General features: G+C 64.3%; 17 protein-coding genes and 1 tRNA gene. 5 read left to right on the top strand and 13 right to left on the bottom strand.

Annotated features, from left to right (window positions below; translation table 11 throughout):
* The first annotated feature begins 33 nt into the window (after nucleotides 1-33).
* A complete protein-coding gene (locus EZM81_RS01950) occupies nucleotides 34-654 on the top strand; it encodes a MarC family protein (protein ID WP_135449114.1) in 621 nt (206 codons plus the stop codon).
* A 51-nt stretch (nucleotides 655-705) separates the two neighbouring features.
* A complete protein-coding gene (locus EZM81_RS01955) occupies nucleotides 706-1,281 on the top strand; it encodes a TIGR02281 family clan AA aspartic protease (protein ID WP_135449113.1) in 576 nt (191 codons plus the stop codon).
* 38 nt (nucleotides 1,282-1,319) lie between these two features.
* Here EZM81_RS01955 and EZM81_RS01960 read toward each other — a convergent pair whose 3' ends face one another.
* The 7 genes from EZM81_RS01960 to EZM81_RS01990 form a co-directional block, all read right to left on the bottom strand.
* A complete protein-coding gene (locus EZM81_RS01960) occupies nucleotides 1,320-2,852 on the bottom strand; it encodes a trimethylamine methyltransferase family protein (protein WP_135449112.1) in 1,533 nt (510 codons plus the stop codon).
* A gap of 95 nt (nucleotides 2,853-2,947) precedes the next feature.
* The gene (locus tag EZM81_RS01965; protein ID WP_136644581.1) at nucleotides 2,948-4,573 is read right to left on the bottom strand and encodes an alpha-D-glucose phosphate-specific phosphoglucomutase; all 1,626 of its coding nucleotides are present in this window, start codon (nucleotides 4,571-4,573) and stop codon (nucleotides 2,948-2,950) included.
* A complete protein-coding gene (gene glgX / locus EZM81_RS01970; protein WP_256371598.1) occupies nucleotides 4,570-6,702 on the bottom strand; it encodes a glycogen debranching protein GlgX in 2,133 nt (710 codons plus the stop codon). The genes EZM81_RS01965 and glgX overlap by 4 nt, the downstream gene beginning before the upstream one ends.
* On the bottom strand, nucleotides 6,699-8,129 hold the full coding sequence (gene glgA / locus EZM81_RS01975) for a glycogen synthase GlgA (protein ID WP_135449110.1): 1,431 nt from the start codon (nucleotides 8,127-8,129) through the stop codon (nucleotides 6,699-6,701). The genes glgX and glgA overlap by 4 nt, the downstream gene beginning before the upstream one ends.
* An 80-nt stretch (nucleotides 8,130-8,209) precedes the next feature.
* Complete coding sequence (gene glgC, locus EZM81_RS01980; RefSeq protein WP_135449109.1) at nucleotides 8,210-9,481, bottom strand: glucose-1-phosphate adenylyltransferase; 1,272 nt, start codon at nucleotides 9,479-9,481, stop codon at nucleotides 8,210-8,212.
* Between the two features lie 31 nt (nucleotides 9,482-9,512).
* Entirely contained in the window at nucleotides 9,513-11,684 is a 2,172-nt protein-coding gene (gene glgB, locus EZM81_RS01985) for a 1,4-alpha-glucan branching protein GlgB (RefSeq protein WP_136644582.1), read from the bottom strand.
* A gap of 31 nt (nucleotides 11,685-11,715) precedes the next feature.
* Nucleotides 11,716-14,124, bottom strand: a complete 2,409-nt coding sequence (locus EZM81_RS01990; RefSeq protein ID WP_135449107.1) for a glycogen/starch/alpha-glucan phosphorylase — start codon at nucleotides 14,122-14,124, stop codon at nucleotides 11,716-11,718.
* A gap of 751 nt (nucleotides 14,125-14,875) precedes the next feature.
* Here EZM81_RS01990 and EZM81_RS01995 point away from each other — a divergent pair.
* Entirely contained in the window at nucleotides 14,876-15,214 is a 339-nt protein-coding gene (locus tag EZM81_RS01995) for a TfoX/Sxy family protein (protein WP_135449106.1), read from the top strand.
* Nucleotides 15,215-15,248: 34 nt separating this feature from the next.
* On the opposite strand, the gene EZM81_RS02000 is transcribed toward EZM81_RS01995, so the two are convergent.
* Nucleotides 15,249-15,323: transfer RNA gene (locus EZM81_RS02000), tRNA-Thr, on the bottom strand.
* A gap of 143 nt (nucleotides 15,324-15,466) precedes the next feature.
* Nucleotides 15,467-17,125 carry an iron ABC transporter permease gene (locus EZM81_RS02005; protein WP_136644583.1) on the bottom strand — a complete coding sequence of 553 codons (1,659 nt, stop codon included), beginning with the start codon at nucleotides 17,123-17,125 and terminating at the stop codon, nucleotides 15,467-15,469.
* Between the two features lie 110 nt (nucleotides 17,126-17,235).
* Between EZM81_RS02005 and EZM81_RS02010 the strand changes: the two genes are divergently transcribed.
* Entirely contained in the window at nucleotides 17,236-18,120 is an 885-nt protein-coding gene (locus tag EZM81_RS02010) for a hypothetical protein (RefSeq protein ID WP_136644584.1), read from the top strand.
* A 23-nt stretch (nucleotides 18,121-18,143) separates the two neighbouring features.
* Here EZM81_RS02010 and EZM81_RS02015 read toward each other — a convergent pair whose 3' ends face one another.
* Nucleotides 18,144-18,398, bottom strand: a complete 255-nt coding sequence (locus EZM81_RS02015; RefSeq protein WP_135449103.1) for a DUF2312 domain-containing protein — start codon at nucleotides 18,396-18,398, stop codon at nucleotides 18,144-18,146.
* A 137-nt stretch (nucleotides 18,399-18,535) separates the two neighbouring features.
* On the opposite strand from EZM81_RS02015, the gene EZM81_RS02020 reads away from it, so the two are divergent.
* The gene (locus EZM81_RS02020; RefSeq protein WP_135449102.1) at nucleotides 18,536-18,751 is read left to right on the top strand and encodes a hypothetical protein; all 216 of its coding nucleotides are present in this window, start codon (nucleotides 18,536-18,538) and stop codon (nucleotides 18,749-18,751) included.
* A gap of 6 nt (nucleotides 18,752-18,757) precedes the next feature.
* On the opposite strand, the gene EZM81_RS02025 is transcribed toward EZM81_RS02020, so the two are convergent.
* The 3 genes from EZM81_RS02025 to EZM81_RS02035 all read right to left on the bottom strand — a co-directional run bounded on the left by EZM81_RS02025 (nucleotide 18,758) and on the right by EZM81_RS02035 (nucleotide 21,091).
* Nucleotides 18,758-20,494 (bottom strand): enoyl-CoA hydratase-related protein, encoded by a 1,737-nt coding sequence (locus tag EZM81_RS02025; RefSeq protein WP_136644585.1) that lies wholly within the window; start codon nucleotides 20,492-20,494, stop codon nucleotides 18,758-18,760.
* 64 nt (nucleotides 20,495-20,558) lie between these two features.
* A complete protein-coding gene (locus EZM81_RS02030) occupies nucleotides 20,559-20,771 on the bottom strand; it encodes a hypothetical protein (protein WP_136644586.1) in 213 nt (70 codons plus the stop codon).
* Nucleotides 20,768-21,091, bottom strand: a complete 324-nt coding sequence (locus EZM81_RS02035; RefSeq protein ID WP_135449099.1) for a TraR/DksA family transcriptional regulator — start codon at nucleotides 21,089-21,091, stop codon at nucleotides 20,768-20,770. Before EZM81_RS02035 ends, EZM81_RS02030 begins: the two co-directional genes overlap by 4 nt.
* Nucleotides 21,092-21,237 lie beyond the last annotated feature (146 nt).

Consider the following 21,237-nt stretch of genomic DNA (forward strand, 5'->3'; position numbering starts at 1 on the left):
CCGCCTAGCCTGCGGGAAACTCCCGGGGGACAGATGCCGGAAACCGCCTTTCTCATCACCGCCTTCGCCACGCTGTTCGTGGTGATCGACCCGCCGGGCCTTGTGCCGCTGTTCATCGCCCTGACCCGCGGCATGGCGCCCGACCAGCGGCGGGCCATGGCGCGGCGGGCCTGCCTGATCGCAGCCTTTCTTCTGCTCATCTTCGGCCTGGCTGGCGAGGCGATCCTTGCCTTCGTCGGCATCTCGATGCCTGCCTTCCGCATCGCAGGCGGAATCCTGCTGTTTCTCACCGCGCTCGACATGCTGTTCGAGCGCCGTACCCAGCGGCGCGAAGGGCAGCAGGCCGAGCCTGACCACGACCCCTCGGTATTTCCACTGGCAACACCCCTGATCGCGGGGCCCGGGGCGATCGCCACCATGATCCTGCTGGTCGGTCAGGCCGGGCCTGACTGGACCGGCACGCTTTGGGTGCTGGGGCTGATGTTGGTGATGATGGCGGTGACCTTCGCCTTCCTGCTCGCCTCTCCGCCTCTGGAGCGGATGCTGGGCCGCACCGGCACCATCGTCATCACCCGCCTTCTGGGCATGCTGCTGGCGGCCCTTTCGGTGCAGTTCGTGATCGATGGCGTGCGCGGCACGGGACTGATCGGCTGACCTTTCCTTCGCCGCCCCCTACCCCCATATCAGGCGGGAATGGAGACAGGCATGGACGGCGAAACCCTGGCCCGCGTGGGCTATCTGGCAATCATCCTGGTGGCGCTTGGCGGCTGGGTGCTGGTTGAATTCCGCCAGCGCATGGGTCAGGCGCTGCGCATGGCCATGGCTTGGGGGTTGATCTTCGTCGGGATCGTGGCCGGATACGGCCTTTGGTCCGACATCCGCCGCGACATCCTGCCCATGCAAGAGGTGACGCAGACCGGATCGGTCGTGGTGCCGCGCGCGCCGGACGGGCATTATTACCTGACGCTTACGATAAATGGCACGCCGATCAGGTTCATGGTCGATACCGGCGCCTCGGGCATGGTGCTGTCGGACCGGGATGCCGAGCGGCTGGGAATCGCGCCGGACAGCCTGATGTTCCTTGGCCAGGCCAACACCGCAAACGGCGTGGTGCGGACGGCGCGGGTGACCTTGCCGATCGTCGAACTGGGCCCGTTCCGGCACCAGGATTTCCGTGCATTCGTCACCGAAGGCGTGCTGGAACAGTCGCTTCTGGGCATGGACTACCTGGGTCAGTTCCGGATGGAATTTGCCGACGGAAAGCTGATCCTCAGGCCATGACGTCCAGCCCCGGGTTTTCGGCCGCCCCCTTTCCGGCCCTAGTGCCAGGCGTCTGGCATTTCGGCCTTTCTGCGCGCGACGAAGTCATGCAGCGCCTCGCGGATGCCGTCGTCAAGCGGCGGCGGCTGATATTCTGCCAGCCGCTTCTTCCAAAGCCGGTTGGCACGCGTCGCGGCATCGGTTGAGCCGGCAGCCTCCCATTTCTCGAACGGTTCGTTATCCGACAGCTCGCTGTCCCAGAAGGCCGTTTCATAGTGCTTCATCGTGTGGCTGCAACCGAAGAAGTGGTTGCCGGGTCCCACCTCGGCGAAGGCCTCGACGGCAAGCTGGTCTTCGTCGATCCTGACCCCGTCCAGATAGGCGTGCAGCGCGCCACACAGGTCTGCATCCAGCATGAATTTCTCGTAAGACATGGACAACAGGCCATCGAGGAACCCGGCCGAATGCAGGATGAAGTTTGCCCCGCAATGGATTGCTGCCAGCATGGACATGGTGCCTTCCATCATCGCCTGCGCGTCAGGCAGCTTCGACGTGGTGAAATTGCCCGAACACCGCAGCGGCAGATTCAGCCGACGCGCCAGCTGCCCGATCACTTGCGAACCGATCGCTGGCTCTGGCGTGCCGAAGGTGGGGCTGCCCGATCGCAGCGACATCGAGCTGAGGAAGTTGCCGAAGATCACCGGTGCGCCCTTTCGTTCCAGCTGCGTCAGCGCGCAGCCGGCCATCGTTTCGGCCAAGGCCTGCACGATCCCGCCCGCATTCGTCACCGGCCCCATCGCCCCGCCCAGGATGAACGGCACGATCACCGCCGCCTGATTGGCGCGGGCATAGGCGCGCAATGCCAGCGTCATCGTGCCATCCCAGACCAAAGGCGAATTGACGTTCACATTCCCCAGAATAACGCAATTTTCGTTCACAAACGCCTCGCCAAAGACGATCCGGCTCATCTGGATGCTATCTTCGGCCCGGCTTTCAGCGGTGACAGAGCCCATGTAGGGCCGATCCGACAATTCGATATGGGCAAGCACCATGTCGAGATGCCGCTTGTTCACGGGCAGATCCGTCGGTTCGCAGATCGTCCCGCCGGAATGGTGAAAGTTCGGCGAAGATTGCGCCAGGCGGATGAAGTTGCGGAAGTCCTCGATCGTCCCGAAGCGGCGGCCGCGGTCCAGATCCATCACGAAGGGGCTGCCATAGGCGGGGGAAAACACCACGTTCCTGCCCCCGATCCGAACCGAATTGGACGGATTGCGGGCATGCTGGGTGAACTCGGATGGAGCTGACTTCAGGATCTCGCGCAGCATGCCGGGTTCGAATTTGACCAGCACGCCATCGACCTTTGCGCCGGCACGGCGCCACAGGTCCAGCGCCGCGGGGTCGTCGCGGAACTCGATCCCCGTTTCGGCCAGAACCCGGTCGGCTGCCTGTTCTATTCGGATCAGGTTCTCTTCAGAGAGCACGTCATAGGTCGGGATGTTCCGCACGATGTAGGGCCGGCCCATGCCGCCCCCCTTTGCCGCCCGTTCCGCCTGCCGTGCCTGCCGGCCCGACCGCACCCTACCCTCGCCCATTGCCGCTCCTCCAGAAAACTCGACATGGGTGTCAGGTTTGGCGTATCGAGAACTGGGGTCTGGTCCATTTGCGACATCGAGCCACTAAAATCTTGTCAGGTCACCACATCCGGGGCCATCCGGCCGGTGTGATGTGCGATGCCTGCAAGTGCATGGGCTGCGCGAATGACCGGGGCGAGTGCCTCTTGCGGGTCATGGTCAAGACCATCAGGCCCCGGCGCATAGCGTTCCAGATAAACCCGCAGGGTGGCCCCTTCTGTTCCCGTGCCGGAAAGCCGGTATACGATCCGGCTGCCATCCTCGAACATCACGCGCACCCCCTGCCCCGCGCTTACCGACCCGTCCACGGGATCGGCGTAGGCGAAATCATCCGCGCGGCTGACCGTCATATGTTCGATGACCTGGCCGGGAAGGCTGCCCAGCGACGCCCGCAGGCCCGCCATCATCGCCTCGGCCGCAGCCGTGTCGATCGCTTCGAAATCGTGGCGGCTATAGTAGTTGCGCCCGAAACTTGCCCAATGTTCGCGCAGGATTTCGGCCACCGACTGCCTGCGGACCGCCAGGATGTTCAGCCACAATAGGATCGCCCATAGCCCGTCCTTCTCGCGCACGTGGTCCGACCCGGTGCCAAAGCTTTCTTCGCCGCAGATGGTGGCACGGCCGGCGTCCAGCAGGTTGCCGAAGAACTTCCAGCCTGTCGGCGTTTCATACCTGGCGATCCCCAGCGCGTCGGCCACCCGGTCCACCGCGGCGCTGGTCGGCATCGACCGGGCCACGCCCTTCAGCCCCCCGGCATAACCTGGGGCCAGATGCGCATTCGCCGCCAACACCGCCAGACTGTCAGATGGCGAGACGTAGATTCCCCTGCCCACCACCATGTTGCGGTCGCCGTCGCCATCTGATGCAGCACCGAAGTCCGGCGCCTCGGGGCCGAACATTTCGTCCATCAGCGCCTTTGCCCAGGTGGGGTTAGGGTCAGGATGCAGGCCGCCGAAATCAGGCAGGGGCGTTGCATTCACGCAAGTCCCCTTCGCTGCGCCCAGCCGATTTTCCAGTATCTCCACGGCATAGGGCCCGGTTACGGCGCACATCGAATCCATCCGCATGCGGAACCCGCCGGCGAACAGGTCGCGGATAGCCGCAAAGTCGAACAGCCTTTCCATCAGGTTCGCATAGTCGGCCACGGGATCGACCACATCCACCACCATTCCGCCCAGCGTTTGCCGGCCGACCTGCGACAGATCGACGTCCTGTGCCTCAAGAATGCGGTATTCGGCGATTTCTGTCGTGCGGCGATACATAGCCTCGGTGACGGCTTCGGGCGCGGGGCCGCCGTTGGGCATGTTGAACTTGACCCCGAAATCCTCATTCGGGCCGCCGGGGTTGTGGCTGGCCGACATGATGATCCCGCCGTCCGTCCTGTTCAGGCGGATCAGATGCGAGGCCGCCGGCGTCGACAGGATCGCCCCCTGCCCCACGATCACCCGTACCGCCCCGTTCGCCGCCGCCATCCGCAGGATCACCTGCGCTGCGCGGTCGTTGAAATAGCGCCCGTCGCCGCCCAGGACAAAGGTCTTGCCCGCGCAGCCCACCACATCAAAGATCGACTGGACGAAGTTTTCCAGATAGTGCCGCCCCATGAAAACCGGCGTCTTCTTGCGCAATCCGCTGGTGCCGGGCTTCTGACCCGGGATCGGGGTCGTTGCGACAGTGGTGATCATGGCTTTCCTCCCTTGGACGTGCCGGCGAGCGACCGGAACAGAAGAACCGAATGCGCCGGCACATGGGTCATGTCGGATGCCTTGCCGGTGGGCACCAGGTCGGGGCGCGTGGTGTCCAGCAAAAGCTCCCAACCCGGCGCGGTTTCGGGCAGGTGCAACGCGGCGGAAGACCCGGTGTTGAAGACGGCAAAGATCGCATCCGGGCTGGGATCCCCACCTTCGGCCTGCATCCGCAACTCGACGCACAGGCAGCGGAAGGCCGGGTCGTGCCATTCCTCGGATTGGGGGACCGTGCCGTCTGCCCGGCGCCAGATCACATCCGGCAGGCCGTCCGCAGCGCGCAGGCGGGCATGCAGGAACCGGCGCTGCCGCAGGACGGGCAACGACCGGCGCAGCGCAGTCAACCGTTCGACAAAGGCCTGAAGGTCGCGGTTGGCCTTCGACCAGTCGATCCAGCTCGTTTCGTTGTCCTGCGCATAGGCGTTGTTGTTTCCACCCTGCGAATGCCCGATTTCATCGCCCGCAAGGATCATCGGGACGCCCTGGCTCAGCATCAGCGTGGCCAGCAGGTTCCGTTTGCGCAACGCGCGGGCGGCAAGCACGGCCGGGTCTTGCGTCGGCCCTTCGACCCCCAGATTGTCGCTGTGGTTCTCGTTCTGGCCATCCCGGTTGTCCTCGCCATTGGCGAAGTTTCGCTTGACGGTGTAGCTGACCAGATCTTCCAGCGTAAAGCCGTCGTGGCTGGTGACATAGTTGATCGAGGACGTGGCCGCGCGCCCCGAATGGTCGAAGCGTTCCGCGCTGCCCAGGATGCGCGCTGCAAGATCACGTGTCATCCCCGCATCGCCCTTCCAGAACCGCCGTACCCCATCGCGGAACCTGTCGTTCCATTCCTGGAACGGGTGCGGATAGGCGCCCAGCTGATAGCCGCCGGGGCCGATGTCCCAGGGTTCGGCGATCAGCTTGACGCGCGACAGGACCGGATCCTGCCGGATCGCATCGAAGAACCCGCCATTCGGGTCGAAACCGTGCGCCTCGCGTCCAAGAACGGTGGCCAGATCGAAGCGGAAGCCATCGACATGGCCGACTTCGACCCAGTAGCGCAGCGAATCCATCACCATCCGCAGTACCATCGGGTGGGTCAGGTTCAGCGTGTTCCCCGTTCCCGTGTCGTTGACGTAATATCGCCCACCCATCGCCAGCCTGTAATAGCTGGCATTGTCGAGGCCACGGAACGAAAGCGTCGGCCCCCATTCGTCGCCCTCGCACGAGTGGTTGTAAACCACATCCAGGATCACCTCGATCCCTGCGGAATGAAAGCGGCGAACCATGGTCTGGAATTCCCACAGCGCGCCCTTCGACATGTAGCGGGGCTCGGGGGCGAAGAAGGCAAGGGTGTTGTAGCCCCAGTGGTTGCGCAGGCCCCGGGCCACCAGAAAGCGGTCGTCGATGAAGCCCTGAACCGGCAAGAGTTCGATTGCCGTGACGCCGAGCTTCAGAAGATGGTCGATTACCGGGTCACAGCACAGGCCCAGATAGCTTCCGCGCAGGCCCTTCTCGACCCCCGGGTGCAGCTGGGTCATCGACTTGACATGCGCTTCGTAGATCACCGTGTCGATGCGCGGGGTGCGCGGCGGCTGGTCGTTGCCCCAGCTGAAACTGGGGTCGGTCACCACTGCCTTGGGCACGGCAAAGGCACTGTCCCGGGTGTCGAAGCTTAGATCCCCGCGCGGGCTGCCGATCTTGTAGCCCATCAGCGCATCCGACCATTTCAGACGCCCCTCCAGAGCGCGGGCATAGGGGTCGAGCAGCAACTTGTTCGGGTTGAAGCGGTGCCCCTGTTCGGGTGCATAGGGGCCATAGGCGCGAAATCCGTAGACGGTCCCGGGGGTCAGGCCTCCGACATGGATGTGCCAGATGTCGCCGTCCCGTTCGATGATGGGCAGACGGCACAGCTCTTTCCGCCCGTCGGAAGAGAACAGGCACAGTTCGATCCTTTCGGCATTGGCCGAAAACACGGCGAAATTCACCCCGTCGCCGGTCAGGCTGGCCCCCATTGGCCAGGGGCGGCCCGGCCCGACCGCATGGCCGGCCAGCCGCGCGGGCGGCGAGACGCCTTGCGAGGTCACGCCACCAACCCTTCGTAAAGGTGCGCATAGGCCTTGGCGCTGTTTTCCCAGCCTACGGGATGGGCCATCGCATTGGCACGCAGCTTCGCCCAAAGCCTGGGCTGGCGGAAAAGCTCCAGCAGCCTTGCCATTGCTTGCCCGAAGGCAAGCGCATCGACCGGATGAAAGGTCACCCCTGTGGCCGCCCCGACCGCCAGAGTTGCGGGCGATGCGCCGATCACCGTATCGGCAAGCCCGCCCACCAGGCTCACCAGCGGCAGTGTGCCGTAGCGCAGGCCATACATCTGCGTCAGTCCGCAGGGCTCGAACCGCGAGGGCACCAGCACGGCATCCGCCCCGGCAAACAGCCTGTGGCTCAACCCCTCGTCATAGCCGATCCGCACGGCTACCCGGCCTGGAAACCGGTCGGCCAGATGCCGCATCGCCCCCTCCAGCCCCGCATCGCCGGATCCGAGCACGATCAGTCCGCCGCCGCCCAGCACGAAATCCGGGATCACCAGCGGCAGAAGGTCGATACCCTTCTGGTCGGTCAGCCGGCTGACCACGATGGCCAGCGGTCCGGGAACCTCCAGCCCGAACTCCTCGCACAGGGCCTTGCGATGCGCGGCCTTGCCGGCGATGGACTTGCGGTCATAGCCCGGATCCTCCCGCGCGGGATCCCAGATGCGCGTGTCCACCCCGTTCAGGATCCCAGAGACCACCGACGCCCGTGCCGCGATCACACCTTCAAGCCCCATGCCGAATTCTGGCCGCATCAGTTCCGCCGCATAGGTGGGCGAAACCGTTGTGATCCGGTCGGCCGTGACCAGACCTGCCTTCAGGCTGGAAATTCCCCCGTAATATTCCAGCGCCTCGGGGTGCCAGGCGTGACCAGGCAGGCGCAGAACCCCCAGCATGTGGGCGGGTGCCCAGCCCTGAAAGGCGATGTTGTGGATGGTCATGACCGTTCTTGTCCCGCCGGCGCCGTGATAGGCCAGGTAGGCAGGGGCCAGTCCAGCCTGCCAGTCATGGGCATGCAGGATGTCCGGCTTCCAGCCGCCCAGCCCCTCGCGCGCGATACGAGCCCCGATCCAGGACAGAGCCGCAAAGCGCACCGCATTGTCGGGATGATCGCCCGATGGCCCCGTATAGGGCCCGCCGTCACGGTCATAAAGGTGCGGTGCGTCCAGCAGCAGCAGCGGCACGCCCGCTACCTCGCCTGACAGCACCCGCCCCGGCCCGCCCCAGAGGTCCGGCTCCTCCAACAGAACCGGCCAGTCGGCCGCCCGGGCCCGGACCGTGCGATATGCTGGCAGAAGCACCCGCATCTCCCAGCCGGTCGCGGTCAGGGCCCCGGGTAGCGCGCCAACCACATCGGCCAGCCCGCCGGTCTTGACCAGCGGAACACATTCCGACGCCACCGATAGCACCCGCCCGCGCACTGTCATGGCGCCCTCTTTCTTCCGTTCCCAAATATCCCACGGGGGTCCGGGGGTGTGAAACCCCCGGGGCCTCCGCCCGCGCGCCGTCAGGACAGTGCCCGCGCCCTGGCGTCGATCATGTCCTGCGTGATCAGCACGATGCCGCCCTCCGACCGGCGGAACCACTTCGCATCTTCCTCCGGGTCCTCGCCCACCACAAGGCCCTCGGGGATCTCCACTCCGCGGTCGATCACGCAGTTCTTCAACTGCGCCTTCCGGTTGACCGTCACCTGTGGCAGGGCCACCACATATTCCAGGCTGGACCAGCTGTGCGTGCGCACACCGGTGAACAGCAGCGAATTCCGCACCTCCGATCCCGAAACGATGCAGTCGCCAGAGACCAGAGAACTGACCGCCATGCCGCGCCGGCCGTCTTCGTCATGAATGAACTTCGCAGGCGGCACGATCTCGGCATAGGTCCAGATCGGCCAGGCGTTATCGTAAAGGTCGAGCTTGGGCACGAAATCGGTCAGGTCGATGTTGGCCTGCCAGAAGGCGTCGATCGTGCCCACGTCGCGCCAGTAAGGCTCGGTTTCCAGACCGCTGGTCACGCAGCTGTCGGCAAAGCGGTGCGCTACGGCCTTGCCGTGCTTCACGATCTGCGGGATCAGGTCGAAGCCGAAATCGTGGGTCGAAGTGTCGTCCGCCATGTCGCGGATCAAGAGGTCGCGCAGGAAGGCCCAGTCGAAGACATAGATCCCCATGCTGGCCAGCGCATGATCGGGGTCGCCCGGAATGGCGGGCGGATCCTTGGGCTTTTCCAGGAAATCGGTGATCCGCATCGTTGCATCGACATGCATCACACCGAAGGCCGTGGCCTCCTTGCGTGGCACGGTAAGGCACCCGATGGTCACATCGGCCCCCGCCTCGACATGCTGGCGCAGCATGACCTCGTAATCCATTTTATAGATGTGATCGCCGGCGAGGACGATGACGTATTTCACGCTGTAGCTGTCGATGATGTCGATGTTCTGCGCGACCGCATCGGCAGTGCCCCGATACCAGTTCACTTCATCCATCCGCTGGCTGGCGGGCAGGATGTCCAGGTATTCGTTCCGTTCGGCCCGGAAGAAGCCCCAGCCGCGCTGGACGTGACGGATCAGGCTGTGCGCCTTGTATTGCGTGGCGATCGCCATCTTGCGAATGCCGCTGTTCAGCGCGTTCGACAGGGCAAAGTCGATGATCCGTGTCTTGCCGCCGAAATAGACCGCCGGTTTCGCCCGCCGGTCGGTCAGCTCCTTCAACCGGCTGCCTCGGCCCCCCGCCAGAACGAAGGCCATCGCCTGACTGGACAACCGCTGGTTCGGTCTCGGTTTCATTCTTCCCTCCCCTGGCGGTGTATCCCGCCCTTCAGTCCTGTTGCAGATAAAGTGCCGACAAGGGCGGCAGCGTGACAAGCGCCGACTGGGTCTGCCCGTGCCAGGGCGTGGCTTCCGTGACCACACCGCCCAGATTGCCGCGGTTGCCTCCTCCGTAGGCTTCGGCATCGGTGTTCAGGATCTCGCGCCAACGGCCTGCCGAGGGCAGGCCCAGCCGATACTGCCGCTCCACCGGCGTCATGTTCATCAGCGCCACTACCGGCCGGTCGCCGTCGCGCCCTTTCCTGACCCAGGCGAAGACCCCCGCTTCGGCGTCATTCGACTGGATCCAGTCAAAGCCCTCCGGGCGGCAATCATGCACATGCAGGGCGGGGGTCTCTCGATATACCCGGTTCAGGTCGCGGATCAGACGCTGGACGCCATGGTGTTCGGTCAGGTCCAGCTGGTGCCAGTCAAGGCTTTGCGCGTGGTTCCATTCCGCGCCTTGCGCAAATTCCTGCCCCATGAACAGCAGCTTCTTGCCGGGATGCGCCCACATGAAACCGTAATAGGCCCGCAGGTTTGCGAATTTCTCCCAGGCATTGCCCGGCATCTTGGCTAGCATGCTGCCCTTGCCGTGCACGACCTCGTCATGGGAAATCGGCAGGATGTAGTTCTCCGACCAGGCATAGACCATGCCGAAGGTCATCTGGTGGTGATGGTACTTGCGGTAGATCGGATCCTTCTGGATGTAGGACAGCGTGTCGTTCATCCAGCCCATGTTCCATTTGAACCCGAAGCCCAGCCCGCCCAGGTCTGCGGGTCGCGACACGCCGGGAAAGGCCGTCGATTCCTCAGCCACGGTCATGATGCCAGGACATTCGCCGTAGGCGGTGATGTTCATCGCCCGCAGCATGTCGATCGCCTCGTAGTTCTCCCGCCCGCCATCCCGGTTCGGGATCCATTCGCCAGGTTTGCGGCTGTAATCGCGGTAAAGCATCGAGGCCACCGCATCCACCCGCAGCCCGTCAACGTGGTATTCCTCCAGCCAGTACAGGGCGTTGCTGACCAGGTAGTTCTTCACCTCGGTCCGGCCATAGTTGTAGATCAGGGTGTTCCAGTCCTGATGGAACCCCTCGCGCGGGTCGTCGTGTTCGTAAAGCGCGGTGCCGTCGAAGCGGCCTAGGCCATGGGCATCCGTCGGGAAATGCCCCGGCACCCAGTCGAGGATCACGCCCAGGCCCTTGCGGTGCGCTGCATCGACGAAGGCGCGGAACTCGGATGGCGTGCCGTGGCGGATCGTGGGGGCGAACAGGCCTACCGGCTGATAGCCCCATGAGCCATCAAAGGGATATTCGCTGACCGGCAGGCATTCGATATGTGTGAAGCCCATGTCGGCGGCGTAATCGACCAGCTGTTCGGCCAGTTCCAGATAACTCAGCATCCGGTTGCCCGGCGCGCGCTTCCAGGATCCCAGATGGACCTCGTAGATGCTGATCGGCGCGTCGATGGTCTGCCTGGAAGCACGCCCGTCCATCCAGCCGCCATCATGCCAATCACCGCGGATTGTCCTGACAACCGAGGCATTTGCCGGCGGATGTTCAGATCCGAAGCCGACCGGATCGGCCTTCAGCGGCACGATCTGCCCACCCGGCCCCCTGATCTCATACTTGTAGGCCGTGCCCTCGCCCAGGCCGGGCATGAAGATTTCCCACACCCCCGTTGCGCCCCGCCGCCGCATCGGGTTGCGTCGCCCGTCCCAGACGTTGAAATCGCCCACGACCGAGACCCGTTCCGCGTTCGGTGCCCAGACGGCAAAATGCACGCCTTCGACCCCTTCATGCGTAATCACATGCGCCCCCAGGGCCTGCCACAGCCGGCGATGCGTACCTTCGCCCAGCAGATATTCGTCCAGCTCGCCCAATACCGGGCCGAACCTGTAGGGGTCGTCAAATTCCCATTGGGTTCCATGGCCTTCGGCGCGAAACCTGTAGTCTGTCCTGCGCGCCAAACGGTGCGTGAAAAGACCCGGAAGTCCCCGATATGGCGATGCTTCTGCCGCCGTCTTGCCCGTCAGCACCCAAAGGCGCTCTGCCCCCGGGACGAAGGCGCGCACCTCCCAGCCCTTCGCCACCTTGTGCGGCCCCAACACTGCGAAGGGGTCGCCATGCCGGCCCCCGGCAATCGCCTCGGCTGCGCCCCGGTCCAATGTCGTCTCAGCCATGCTTCCCTCCCCCGAAAGCCGCCGGAGCGTGTTACAGCGCCGATGTCGTTTGCCAGATCTCTTCCATGTAACCGCGGATCGTCCGGTCAGAGGAGAAGAACCCGCTTCGCGCCGTGTTCAGCGCCGCCATCTTCCACCAGCGCGCCGGGTCGGCATAGGCCGCATCCACCTGCGCCTGTGTCGCGTGATAGGCCGCGAAATCCGATGCCACGAGGAAATAGTCGTGGTGCCAGACCCTGTGCACCAGCTGGTGATAACGTTCGGGTTCGTCGGGGCTGAAACGTCCCTCGGCGATCATCTGCAGCACATCCATCAGCGGCTGGCTTGCCTCGATGGCCTTTCTGGCATGGTCGGGATCCTCGCGCCGCCTGGCCACTTCTTCCGCGGTCAAGCCGAACAGGAAGAAGTTCTCTGCGCCAACTTCTTGCAATATCTCGACATTCGCGCCGTCCAGCGTGCCGATTGTCACCGCGCCGTTCATCATGAACTTCATGTTCCCGGTGCCCGACGCTTCCTTGCCGGCGGTCGAGATCTGTTCCGACAGGTCGGCAGCCGGGATCACCCGTTCCGCCATCGTGACATTGTAGTTGGGTGGATAGACGATCTTCAGCAAATCCCCTGTGACCGGATCATTGTTAACAATCAATGCCACATCATTGATAAGGCGAATGATTTCCTTTGCGACGGCATAGCCGGGCGCGGCCTTGCCACCGAAGATCTTGACGCGCGGCACCCAGGGCTCCCTCGGGTTCGCGCGTATCCGATGCCAATGGGCGACGGTTTCCAGGATGTTCAGCAGCTGGCGCTTGTATTCGTGGATGCGCTTGACCTGCACGTCGAAAACCGCATCGGGCGAGACCTGCACCCCCAATTGGCGCCCGATCCAGTTTGAAAGCTCGACCTTGTTCGCCCGCTTGGCGGCCGCGAAATCGGCCCGGAAACCGGCGTCTTCGACATGCGGCTCAAGTTCGCGGAGGCGGTCGAGATTGGCCTCCCACCCGGTTCCGATCGTTTTGGTGATCAAGGCCGAAAGCGGCCGGTTCGCCATCCGCAGCCAGCGGCGCGGAGTGACGCCGTTGGTCTGGTTCACGATCCGACCGGGATGGAGCGCGTGCAGTTCAGGGAATAGGGTCTTCTTCACCAGATCGGTATGCAGCGCGGAAACGCCGTTCACCTTGTGCGACATGATGAAGGCCAGCTCTCCCATCCGCACTTCCTGGTGCTTGACGATACCCACATAATGCGGACGGCTGGGATAGGCGCGGCGATGCCAGCTGTCGATCCGTTCCACGATCTGCATGTGCCGCGGCAGAACGGTCCCGAACGTATAGGTCGCCCAGCGTTCCAGAGCCTCGGGCAGAAGCGTGTGGTTGGTGTAGCCCAGGCAGGCCCGCGAAATGGTCAGCGCCTCGTCAAACGGAAGGCCGTGATCATCCGTCAGCAGACGGATCAGCTCTGGCCCCGCAATTGCGGGATGGGTGTCGTTCATCTGGATGGCAACATGCCTCGGCAGCGCGCGCAGGTCGGAATGGCTGGCCAGGAACCGGCGCAGGATGTCCTGCAGCGCGGCTGAGGTCAGGAAGAATTCCTGCTTCAGCCGCAGCACCTTGCCCTGGTAGGTCGTATCGTCCGGGTAAAGAACCCGGCTCAGCGTGCGCGCCAGCGTCTCGGGCTCGGCCGCAGCCGTGTAGTCGCCGCGGTTGAAGCGTTCCAGATCGAACTGCGTTGTCGCCTTGGCCCCCCAAAGCCGCAGCGTATTGGCCCACTTGCCCTGCCAGCCGATGACCGGCGTGTCATGCGCCTCGGCGATCACGGTTTCGCCCGGGTGCCACACCTCGCGTCCGTCGCGCGATGCCACATGGCCCATGAAACCGATGGTATAGGCACTTTCGGGCCGGGCGAATTCCCAGGGATGTTCCTGGGCAAGCCAGTTCTCCGGGGTCTCGATCTGGCGCCCGTGGTCGAACCGCTGGTGAAACAGCCCATGCTCGTAGCGGATTCCGTAGCCATAGGCGGGGCAGCCGAGCGTCGCCATCGATTCCATGAAGCATGCCGCAAGGCGACCAAGCCCCCCGTTCCCCAAAGCCGCATCGGGTTCGTCGTCGATCACCGCGCGCAGATCGACGCCAAAGGCTGCCATCGCATCCTGAGCAGCATCGTAAAGACCAAGGTTGATCGTCGCGTCCTCCAGAATCCGGCCGATCAGGAATTCCATCGAAAGATAGTAGACACGCTTGTGGTCTTCCGCCCAAGTGCGGCGTGTCGATGCGAACCAGGGCTCGACGATGCGGTCACGGATCGCATGGGACAAGGCGATGCGCCAGTCATGCACACTGGCATGCGGAGCATCCTTGCCGACCGTGAACATCAGATGGCGCAGGATATCGGCCTGCAGAAGGTTCGGGGTCACGCTCAGATCGGTCACGGTTCTGTCCAGCATGTCAGTTCGTTCGCAAAGCCTAAGCGCCGCAGGACGGCGGTCAAGCAGTCAGTCGGGCCCTGCGATGGGTGTCCAACATGAACAGGACCATTCAAACCGCTTTTGTGTTACCGCAACCATAACTCCTGTCTACTGTTATTTTTCAAATGTCTGCTCTGATTAATGCCGTTTCAAACCGGTTTGATTCATTGCGTCGGGCCAAGGGTATGGATCCAAAAGGGAAACCGGTACGGACACCCCGGACTCGGCCCATTCTGCGGCGCATCACGGCGGGATCCGTTCGGCCAGTCGGGCCGACTGGGGCACGCGCAGGTGGACGTGCTATCCGAGCCAGCCCTTCGGCAGCGTCATGATTCCCGCCCTGCCCCGGGTGATCGCCGCGCAAACTGCCATGGGGGAAAGGAAATGTGATCATGTCGATGTTGCGAAACCCGCACAACCCTGCCACAGCGTCGCAAGATCGTCGTCAAGCGGGTTTGCCAACGCTCGCAAGCGACGCAATATATTCAGAACGCGACAACCAGAGCCAGAGCACGGAGCAGTCAGATGGCCTCTTCCCCAGCAAGCCCCCAGCAAGGCGGCACTTCGGGTCAGACCCCCCAGCAGCAGGGTCAGCAGACCGGTACCCCCACCCAGCAGGCCGGTCAGACGGTCTTCAGGGACTGGGCGTCGATCTGATACCTGGCGCGCCGTTGACAAGCCGGGGGCCAGCCGCAAGTCTGGCCCCCTGTTTGTTTCGGCCGCGCCCAGCATGACCAGCCCTGTCTCGACGATCCCGAACCTTGGCCCCGCTTCTGAGGCAGCCTTCGCGCGTGCCGGCATCACCAGCGCCGAGGAACTTCGCGCCATTGGCCCCGATGAAGGTTATCGCCGGCTGCTTGCTGCGGGCACACGGCCACATTTCATTGGCTATTATGTGCTGGTGATGGGCTTGCAGGGCCGCCCTTGGAACGACTGCAAGGGCGAAGAAAAGAAGGCCCTCCGCAAACGTTTCGATGCCCTGTGCGCCACCTTCAACCGGTCCGACGCAAAACTGCGCGCCGATCTGGAACAAGCGCTGGACATGCTCGGTGTTGTCGCGCGAAGCTGAGTCCTGCGCCACGCCCGCAGTTCTGAGTGTAAACTGGTGCCCCCAGAGAGATTCGAACTCCCGACCTTCGGTTTACAAAACCGCTGCACTACCGCTGTGCTATAGGGGCTACGCGTGCCGTAGATATGCCATTGGCGCCGCAAGTGCAATCGGCTCTGAGTGCGCCGCGCTTCCGGTCGGTGTGCCAGCAGGGGTGGTCGCGAGAGAGAGTGAAGCGCGCAGGATCAGCGGCCCGTGCGGGGTGCGGGGCGATCAGTCCCGCTCGCCCCTGGCAACGATCACCACGGCAATCATCCCGACCGCCATGACCAGCAACGCCGCCGGCGCCGCCTCGGACAGACGTTCCAGGCTTGCAAGCTCGAAGACCCGGGTAGACAGCGTGTTATAGTTGAAGGGCCGCAGCAGAAGAGTTGCGGGAAGTTCCTTGACGCAATCGACGAAAACGACCAGCAACGCGGTAACAACCGAACTTTTCATCAGCGGCAGATAGACCGCCCCCAGCGTGCCGCCGGCCGTCCTGCCCAGCGACCGGGCCGCCATCGGCAGCGAGGGCGAGACCCGGCCGAAAGCCGCATCCACCGCCCCCTGAGCTATCCCGAAGAAGCGCACCATGTAGGCCAACCCCAAGGCAAAGGCAGTTCCGGTGATCATCAACCCGGGGTCCCAGCCGGTCAGGGACAGGACTGCATCAGCCAGGCGATGATCGACAGCGGCGAGTGGCACCAGCAATCCCAAGGCCAGAACCGCCCCCGGCGCGGCATAGCCGATCAGCGTAAGGGGCAGCAGCCAGCGCACCATGGCCGATCCGGCCAGCCGCAGCGCATAAACAAGATAGAGCGCGGCGCCGACCGTCGCCAGCGCCGCAAGGCCCCCGACAACAAGAGTATTCCGCAGCGCCTCCACAAGTCCTGGCGCCAGCCAGCCGTCTGGTGCCTGCATGGCATGGGCCAGCATCACGGCCACCGGCAGCACGAAACCGCCCGCAAAGGGCAGCAGGCAAAGCGCCGTTGCCAGCCAGCGCCGGGCACCCAGGATCTGCTGGCGTTGCACCGGGCGCAGTGCCCGGCTGGTCTGGTGGAAGCGCGCGCCGCCGCGACCGGCACGCTCCAGCCCGACAAGCAGCAGGATCAGCAGCAGGATGACCCCGGAAATCTGCGCCGCACCACCTGCGTTGCCGGCATTCAGCCAGGTCGAGAACACCCCCGTCGTGAGCGTCTGCACCCCGAAATGATATACGGTGCCGTAGTCGGCTACGGTCTCCATCAGGGCAAGCGCAACGCCTGCGGCGATCGCCGGGCGGGCCAGGGGCAGGCCGACCCGCAGGAACATGCCCCATGGTCCGCACCCCAGCGCACGGGCCACTTCGTAGGTGGCGCCAGACTGTTCGCGCCAGGCTGCGCGCGCCAGCAGATAGACATAGGGATAAAGGGCAAAGGACAGCACAAGGATCGCACCGGGCAACGAACGCGCCTGGGGGAACCAGTAGTCCCGGGCCGATGTCCATCCGAAGGTATTCCGCAGGGCCGTTTGCAGCGGGCCCGCGTAATCAAGAAAATCGACCAGGGCGTAGGCCCCGACATAGGCCGGGATGGCCAGGGGAAACAGCAATGCCCAGGACAGCCAGTTGCGGCCTGGAAAGCGGTATTGGCTGACCAGCCAGGCCGCGCCGGTACCCATCGCCGCCGACAGGGCGGCAACCCCCAGCATCAGCACAAGCGTGGTGCCCAGATAGCGTGGCAGCACCGTGGCCATCAGATGCGGCCAGATGTTCTCGGTCGGGGTAAGGGCGATCCAGAAGATCGAGCCGATCGGGGCAAGCACGATCGCAGCGATCAGAAGGGCACCGGGTGTCCACAGATCCATGCGGAACCGGGGTCGCGGTGGGTCAAGTTGACTGAAATGCTCGGTCATTGCGACCCGCTTACAGGAAAGGCGTTTGACTGTCCAGAAAAGCCTATCCCATATAGTGCGGAAAAAGGCTGCACCCCAGCCATACAGGGATCGACCCGAAAGCAAGGCCCATGCGCATCGCCTATCACCTTGGTGCCCACTGCACCGACGAGGATCGACTTATCCGCTGCTTTCTGAAGAATCGTGCGGTGCTTGCCGAACAGGGCATTCTGGTGCCCTCTCCGACCCGCTATCGTCGGCAGGTGCGCGAAATATCCGACAAGCTTGGCGGTCAGGTGGCAACACCGGAGACACAGGCGATGATGCTCGAGCAGATCATTGATGATGCCGAAGGCGAACGCATCGTGCTGTCATGGGACAGTTTCATGGGATTTCCCGCCTGGGCTGTGGGCGAGACCTTCTACCCCAGGGGTGGCGAGATCATGCGCGCCATCACGCGGATTTTCCCCGACCACAGTTCCGAGTTCTTTCTTGCCATCCGCAATCCTGCCACCTTCCTGCCGGCGCTGCAGGCAAAAATCGACGCAAAGGGCAGCGCGTCCGGCCCTCGGGCGATGGTTTCGGCGATTGATCCGTTCAGCCTGCGCTGGTCCGACACGGTGCGCCAGATCCTGCGCAACAACCCGGGCGTTCCCCTGACGGTCTGGTGCGACGAGGAAACCCCACTGATCGAACCGGAAATCATGCAGGCGATCTCGGGGCATGCGGCAGGAACATTGCTGGCCGATTCCGATGAGGTGCTGGCGCAGATCATGACCGACATCGGCATCGCAAGGATGCGCAACTATTGCAAGGAACACCCACCGCAGTCCGTTTCGCAGCGGCGGCGGGTGGTCACGGCCTTCCTGGAAAAATTTGCAAGGCCAGAGCGGGTCGAGGTCGAGATCGACGTGCCCGGCTGGACCGATGAAACCGTCGCGCAGCTGACCGATCTGTATCTGCGCGACGTCGCCTATATTTCCGGCATGGCCGGTGTCAGATTGATCGAAGCCTGAAGCGCGGGACGCGCTGCGCGGCCCTAGGTCATGCCAAGTGCGGCCTTGTACATTTCCAGAACCGCCTCTTCCTCGGCGATCTCGTCGGGCTTGCGCTTGCGCAGGGCGATGACCTTGCGCATCACCTTGGTATCGTAGCCGCGGCCCTTGGCTTCGGCCATCAGCTCTTTCTGCTGTTCGGTGACATCCTTCTTCTCGGCCTCCAGCTGTTCGTAGCGCTCGATGAACTGGCGCAGTTCGTCCGCGGTCACGGCGTATTGCTCGGTCGGATCGGCCATCGCATGTCCTTTGTGCTTGGGGGTCAGGCGGTTCCTACCCTGCCCCGCCCCGCAGGTTCAAGCGGCATCCGCGCGCAGCTTGCGAAGCAGTGCCGAACCGGGTAGCCAGACCCCGATGGCGACTGGGAACGGCATACATGCAGGCATTGATCTGGGCAGGGGCAGCGTTGACGATGGCAGGGCTGGCGGGCATTGGCTACTGCGTGGTCAGGGCCATGCGGGCCAGGCATGCCGGGCTTGACGACACGGCGATGCGCGCGGAACTGCAACGGGTGGTGTTGATCAACATGGCAGCCATGGGGGTTTCTGCCCTTGGTCTGGCCATGGTCGTGACGGGCATATTGCTTGGCTGACGTGGGTCAGCCGTCAAGATCCGAAATCCGCAACCCGTCCTGGATCAGCCGATCGATCAGGGGCGCGGGTGCCCATACCGGGTGTTCCTGCGACCACAGACGCAGGTCGTGGCGCAGCACCATGAGCCCCCGCTCTTCTGCCTGATGCATCGGTCCGCCCTGCCACCGCGGGAAACTGTAGCCCGCGACCAGCAGGCAATCCACATCCGAAGGTCGCCGCGCAACCCCACGATCCAGAAGCCGGAACCCCTCGTTTGCGATGGCGGCCAGCCATCGGTTGACGATTTCGCGCGGCGGCATTGCCCGCATCGGGGCGTTTGCCTCTGGCAGTTCCATGGGCACCCTGGCGCCGAAATCCCCCAGGGCTTCGGCCAGAAGACGCTGAGACACGCCCAACCGGGCCAGCTGGGCAAGCGCGGTCTCGCCCGCAGCCATCAGTCTTTGGCCCAGGATGGGGCGCTGCCCGACCAGGATCGACGACAACCCCATGCGGCGCAATGTGGCCACCGCAAGACCGATCTCGCGTGGCGCCTCTTCCGCCAGCACAGCAAGCTCGCAGGTCCGCAGCGATGGGGCCAGTGCAAGCCCCAGCTCTCCCTCGGCACCGCCCAGCACAAGGTGGGCCTGCCCCGTGTCCGACCGCAAGGATCGCGGGGTTGAGGGTCCGGCGTGAATCTGCACCGGCGCGGCGGACGCCTCGGCTGATCCCTCGGTCAGCCGTGCCCGCTGCGCATCCCGGTCCCCGGGGGTCAGCCGACCGGCACGCACTTCGGCCGCTTCGGCATGGTCAAGGGCCGCAAGGCTTGCCTGCCGTGCCGCGTCTGACGGGTGATGCCAGTGAACGGCCATTCCGCTGGCCAGCGCCCGGCGGGCCAGCCCGGCCAGCATGGGCGCCGAACCATGCAGTGCAATCGCATCGGCGGCAACTGGCCGCAGCCGGGCAACAGCGGGCGGCAGCCGCGCTACCCGACGTTCAGCCAGGACGGCGGATCGCAGTGCCCGGGTCTCGGGCGACAGTTCCAGATCCTCGCGCGCCACTTCCTCGAAGGCGCGATGCGCTTCGGGCGGCAGCAGGGCCGCAGCCTCGACGCAGGCGATGATCCGTTCGGCCGCAGCCTGCGCCGAAGATCGCAACCGCCGCGCTTCGGCACAGGCTGTCAGGGTTTCGCCCGCCGCGCGAGGTGGCAAGACCGGCCGAATGGGTGTCATCGCAGCCGCGGCAACCGGGTCTGCTGCCAGGGAATCGACCAGACCCATGTCCTGCGCTGCCATGGCGTTGACTGCCCGGCCGGACAGCAGCAAGTCCAGTGCCGCACTGGCGCCGATCAGCCGGGGCAGGCGAAGGCTGGTTCCGCCTTCGGGGCAAAGCCCAAGCGCGACCTCGGGAAAGGCAATGCGGGTTCCCGGTGCAGCGACCCGGGCGTGCGCGGCAACTGCCAGTTCCGCCCCCGGCCCCATCACCAGCCCCTGCAACGCCGCGATGACCGGCACCGGGGCGGTTTCGACGGCGGCGCACAGATCGGCCAGCGAGGGGACCGCGCGATCCGGTTCAAGGGAGATCGCGCTAGAAAACGTTGCGCCACTACCCGCCAGAACCACCCGGTCACAGTCCAGGGTGGAAAGGGCGTTGATCAATGCCGCGCGCACCTCCGCATCCAGTTCATTGGACGGGCCGCTGGCAAGGCGCAGGACCAAGACCTGCCCCTGCCTCTCTGCCGTAACGCCCGCTGCACCCATTGGCATGTTCCCCCGCCCCTGGGGCAAAGTAAGGCGGATTCAGCGGTTTCAGGCAAGGGCAACCACCCGATCAGACGGGCATGTTGTCGAAACCTTCCTCAGTCTCTGCATCGGTTGGGTGATGCAGTTGTGTTCCGGGAACCTTTGCCCCCGGCATCAGCGCGGCAAGGGCCTGCATCTCTGCCAGCAGCAGTTCCAGATTCTGGCCTTGCAGCTCGATTCCCGCCTGAAGAAGTTCGGCCTCCTTGCGGATCAGGTCTTCGGTCGGGTCAGGTTTGGTCATGTCGCACATCTCCTGCAAAGCGGGGTCCAGGGTATCGCATCCAGACGGGCCTCGCCGATTTCTTCGCCGCACCGAACGCAGAGGCCGTAACTGCCATCCGCAATCCGGCGCAGCGCGGCGCGGATCTGGGCAATTTCCGCAAGCCCGGCATTTCCGGTGGCCTCGAGCACCTCATCGACCTCACGCTCGGTGGCCAGATCCTCCCAGTCGGGGTTGTGATGCGAGTCGAGCTCCTCCTCGATCGCCTCCAGCCGTTCGCCCAGTTCGATCAGCCGCCCCTCCAGCATGGCCTTGCGGGTCGCCAGCGGTGTCTTCGCCATTTCGTCCATCCAAATCAGTGCTTGCTGCTTCCTGATGAAAGTAAAACGCCGGCTGCGCCTTGACACAAGTCAACGCCGACGCTTTCGCTTTGCGCAGCCTGCGGCTATCCTTGGCTTGGCCGCGGTAACGCGGCACCCTGTACAGA

Origin of the sequence: Tabrizicola sp. YIM 78059 (genome assembly GCF_004959785.1) — a bacterium.
In the GTDB taxonomy this organism is placed as follows: domain Bacteria; phylum Pseudomonadota; class Alphaproteobacteria; order Rhodobacterales; family Rhodobacteraceae; genus Tabrizicola; species Tabrizicola caldifontis.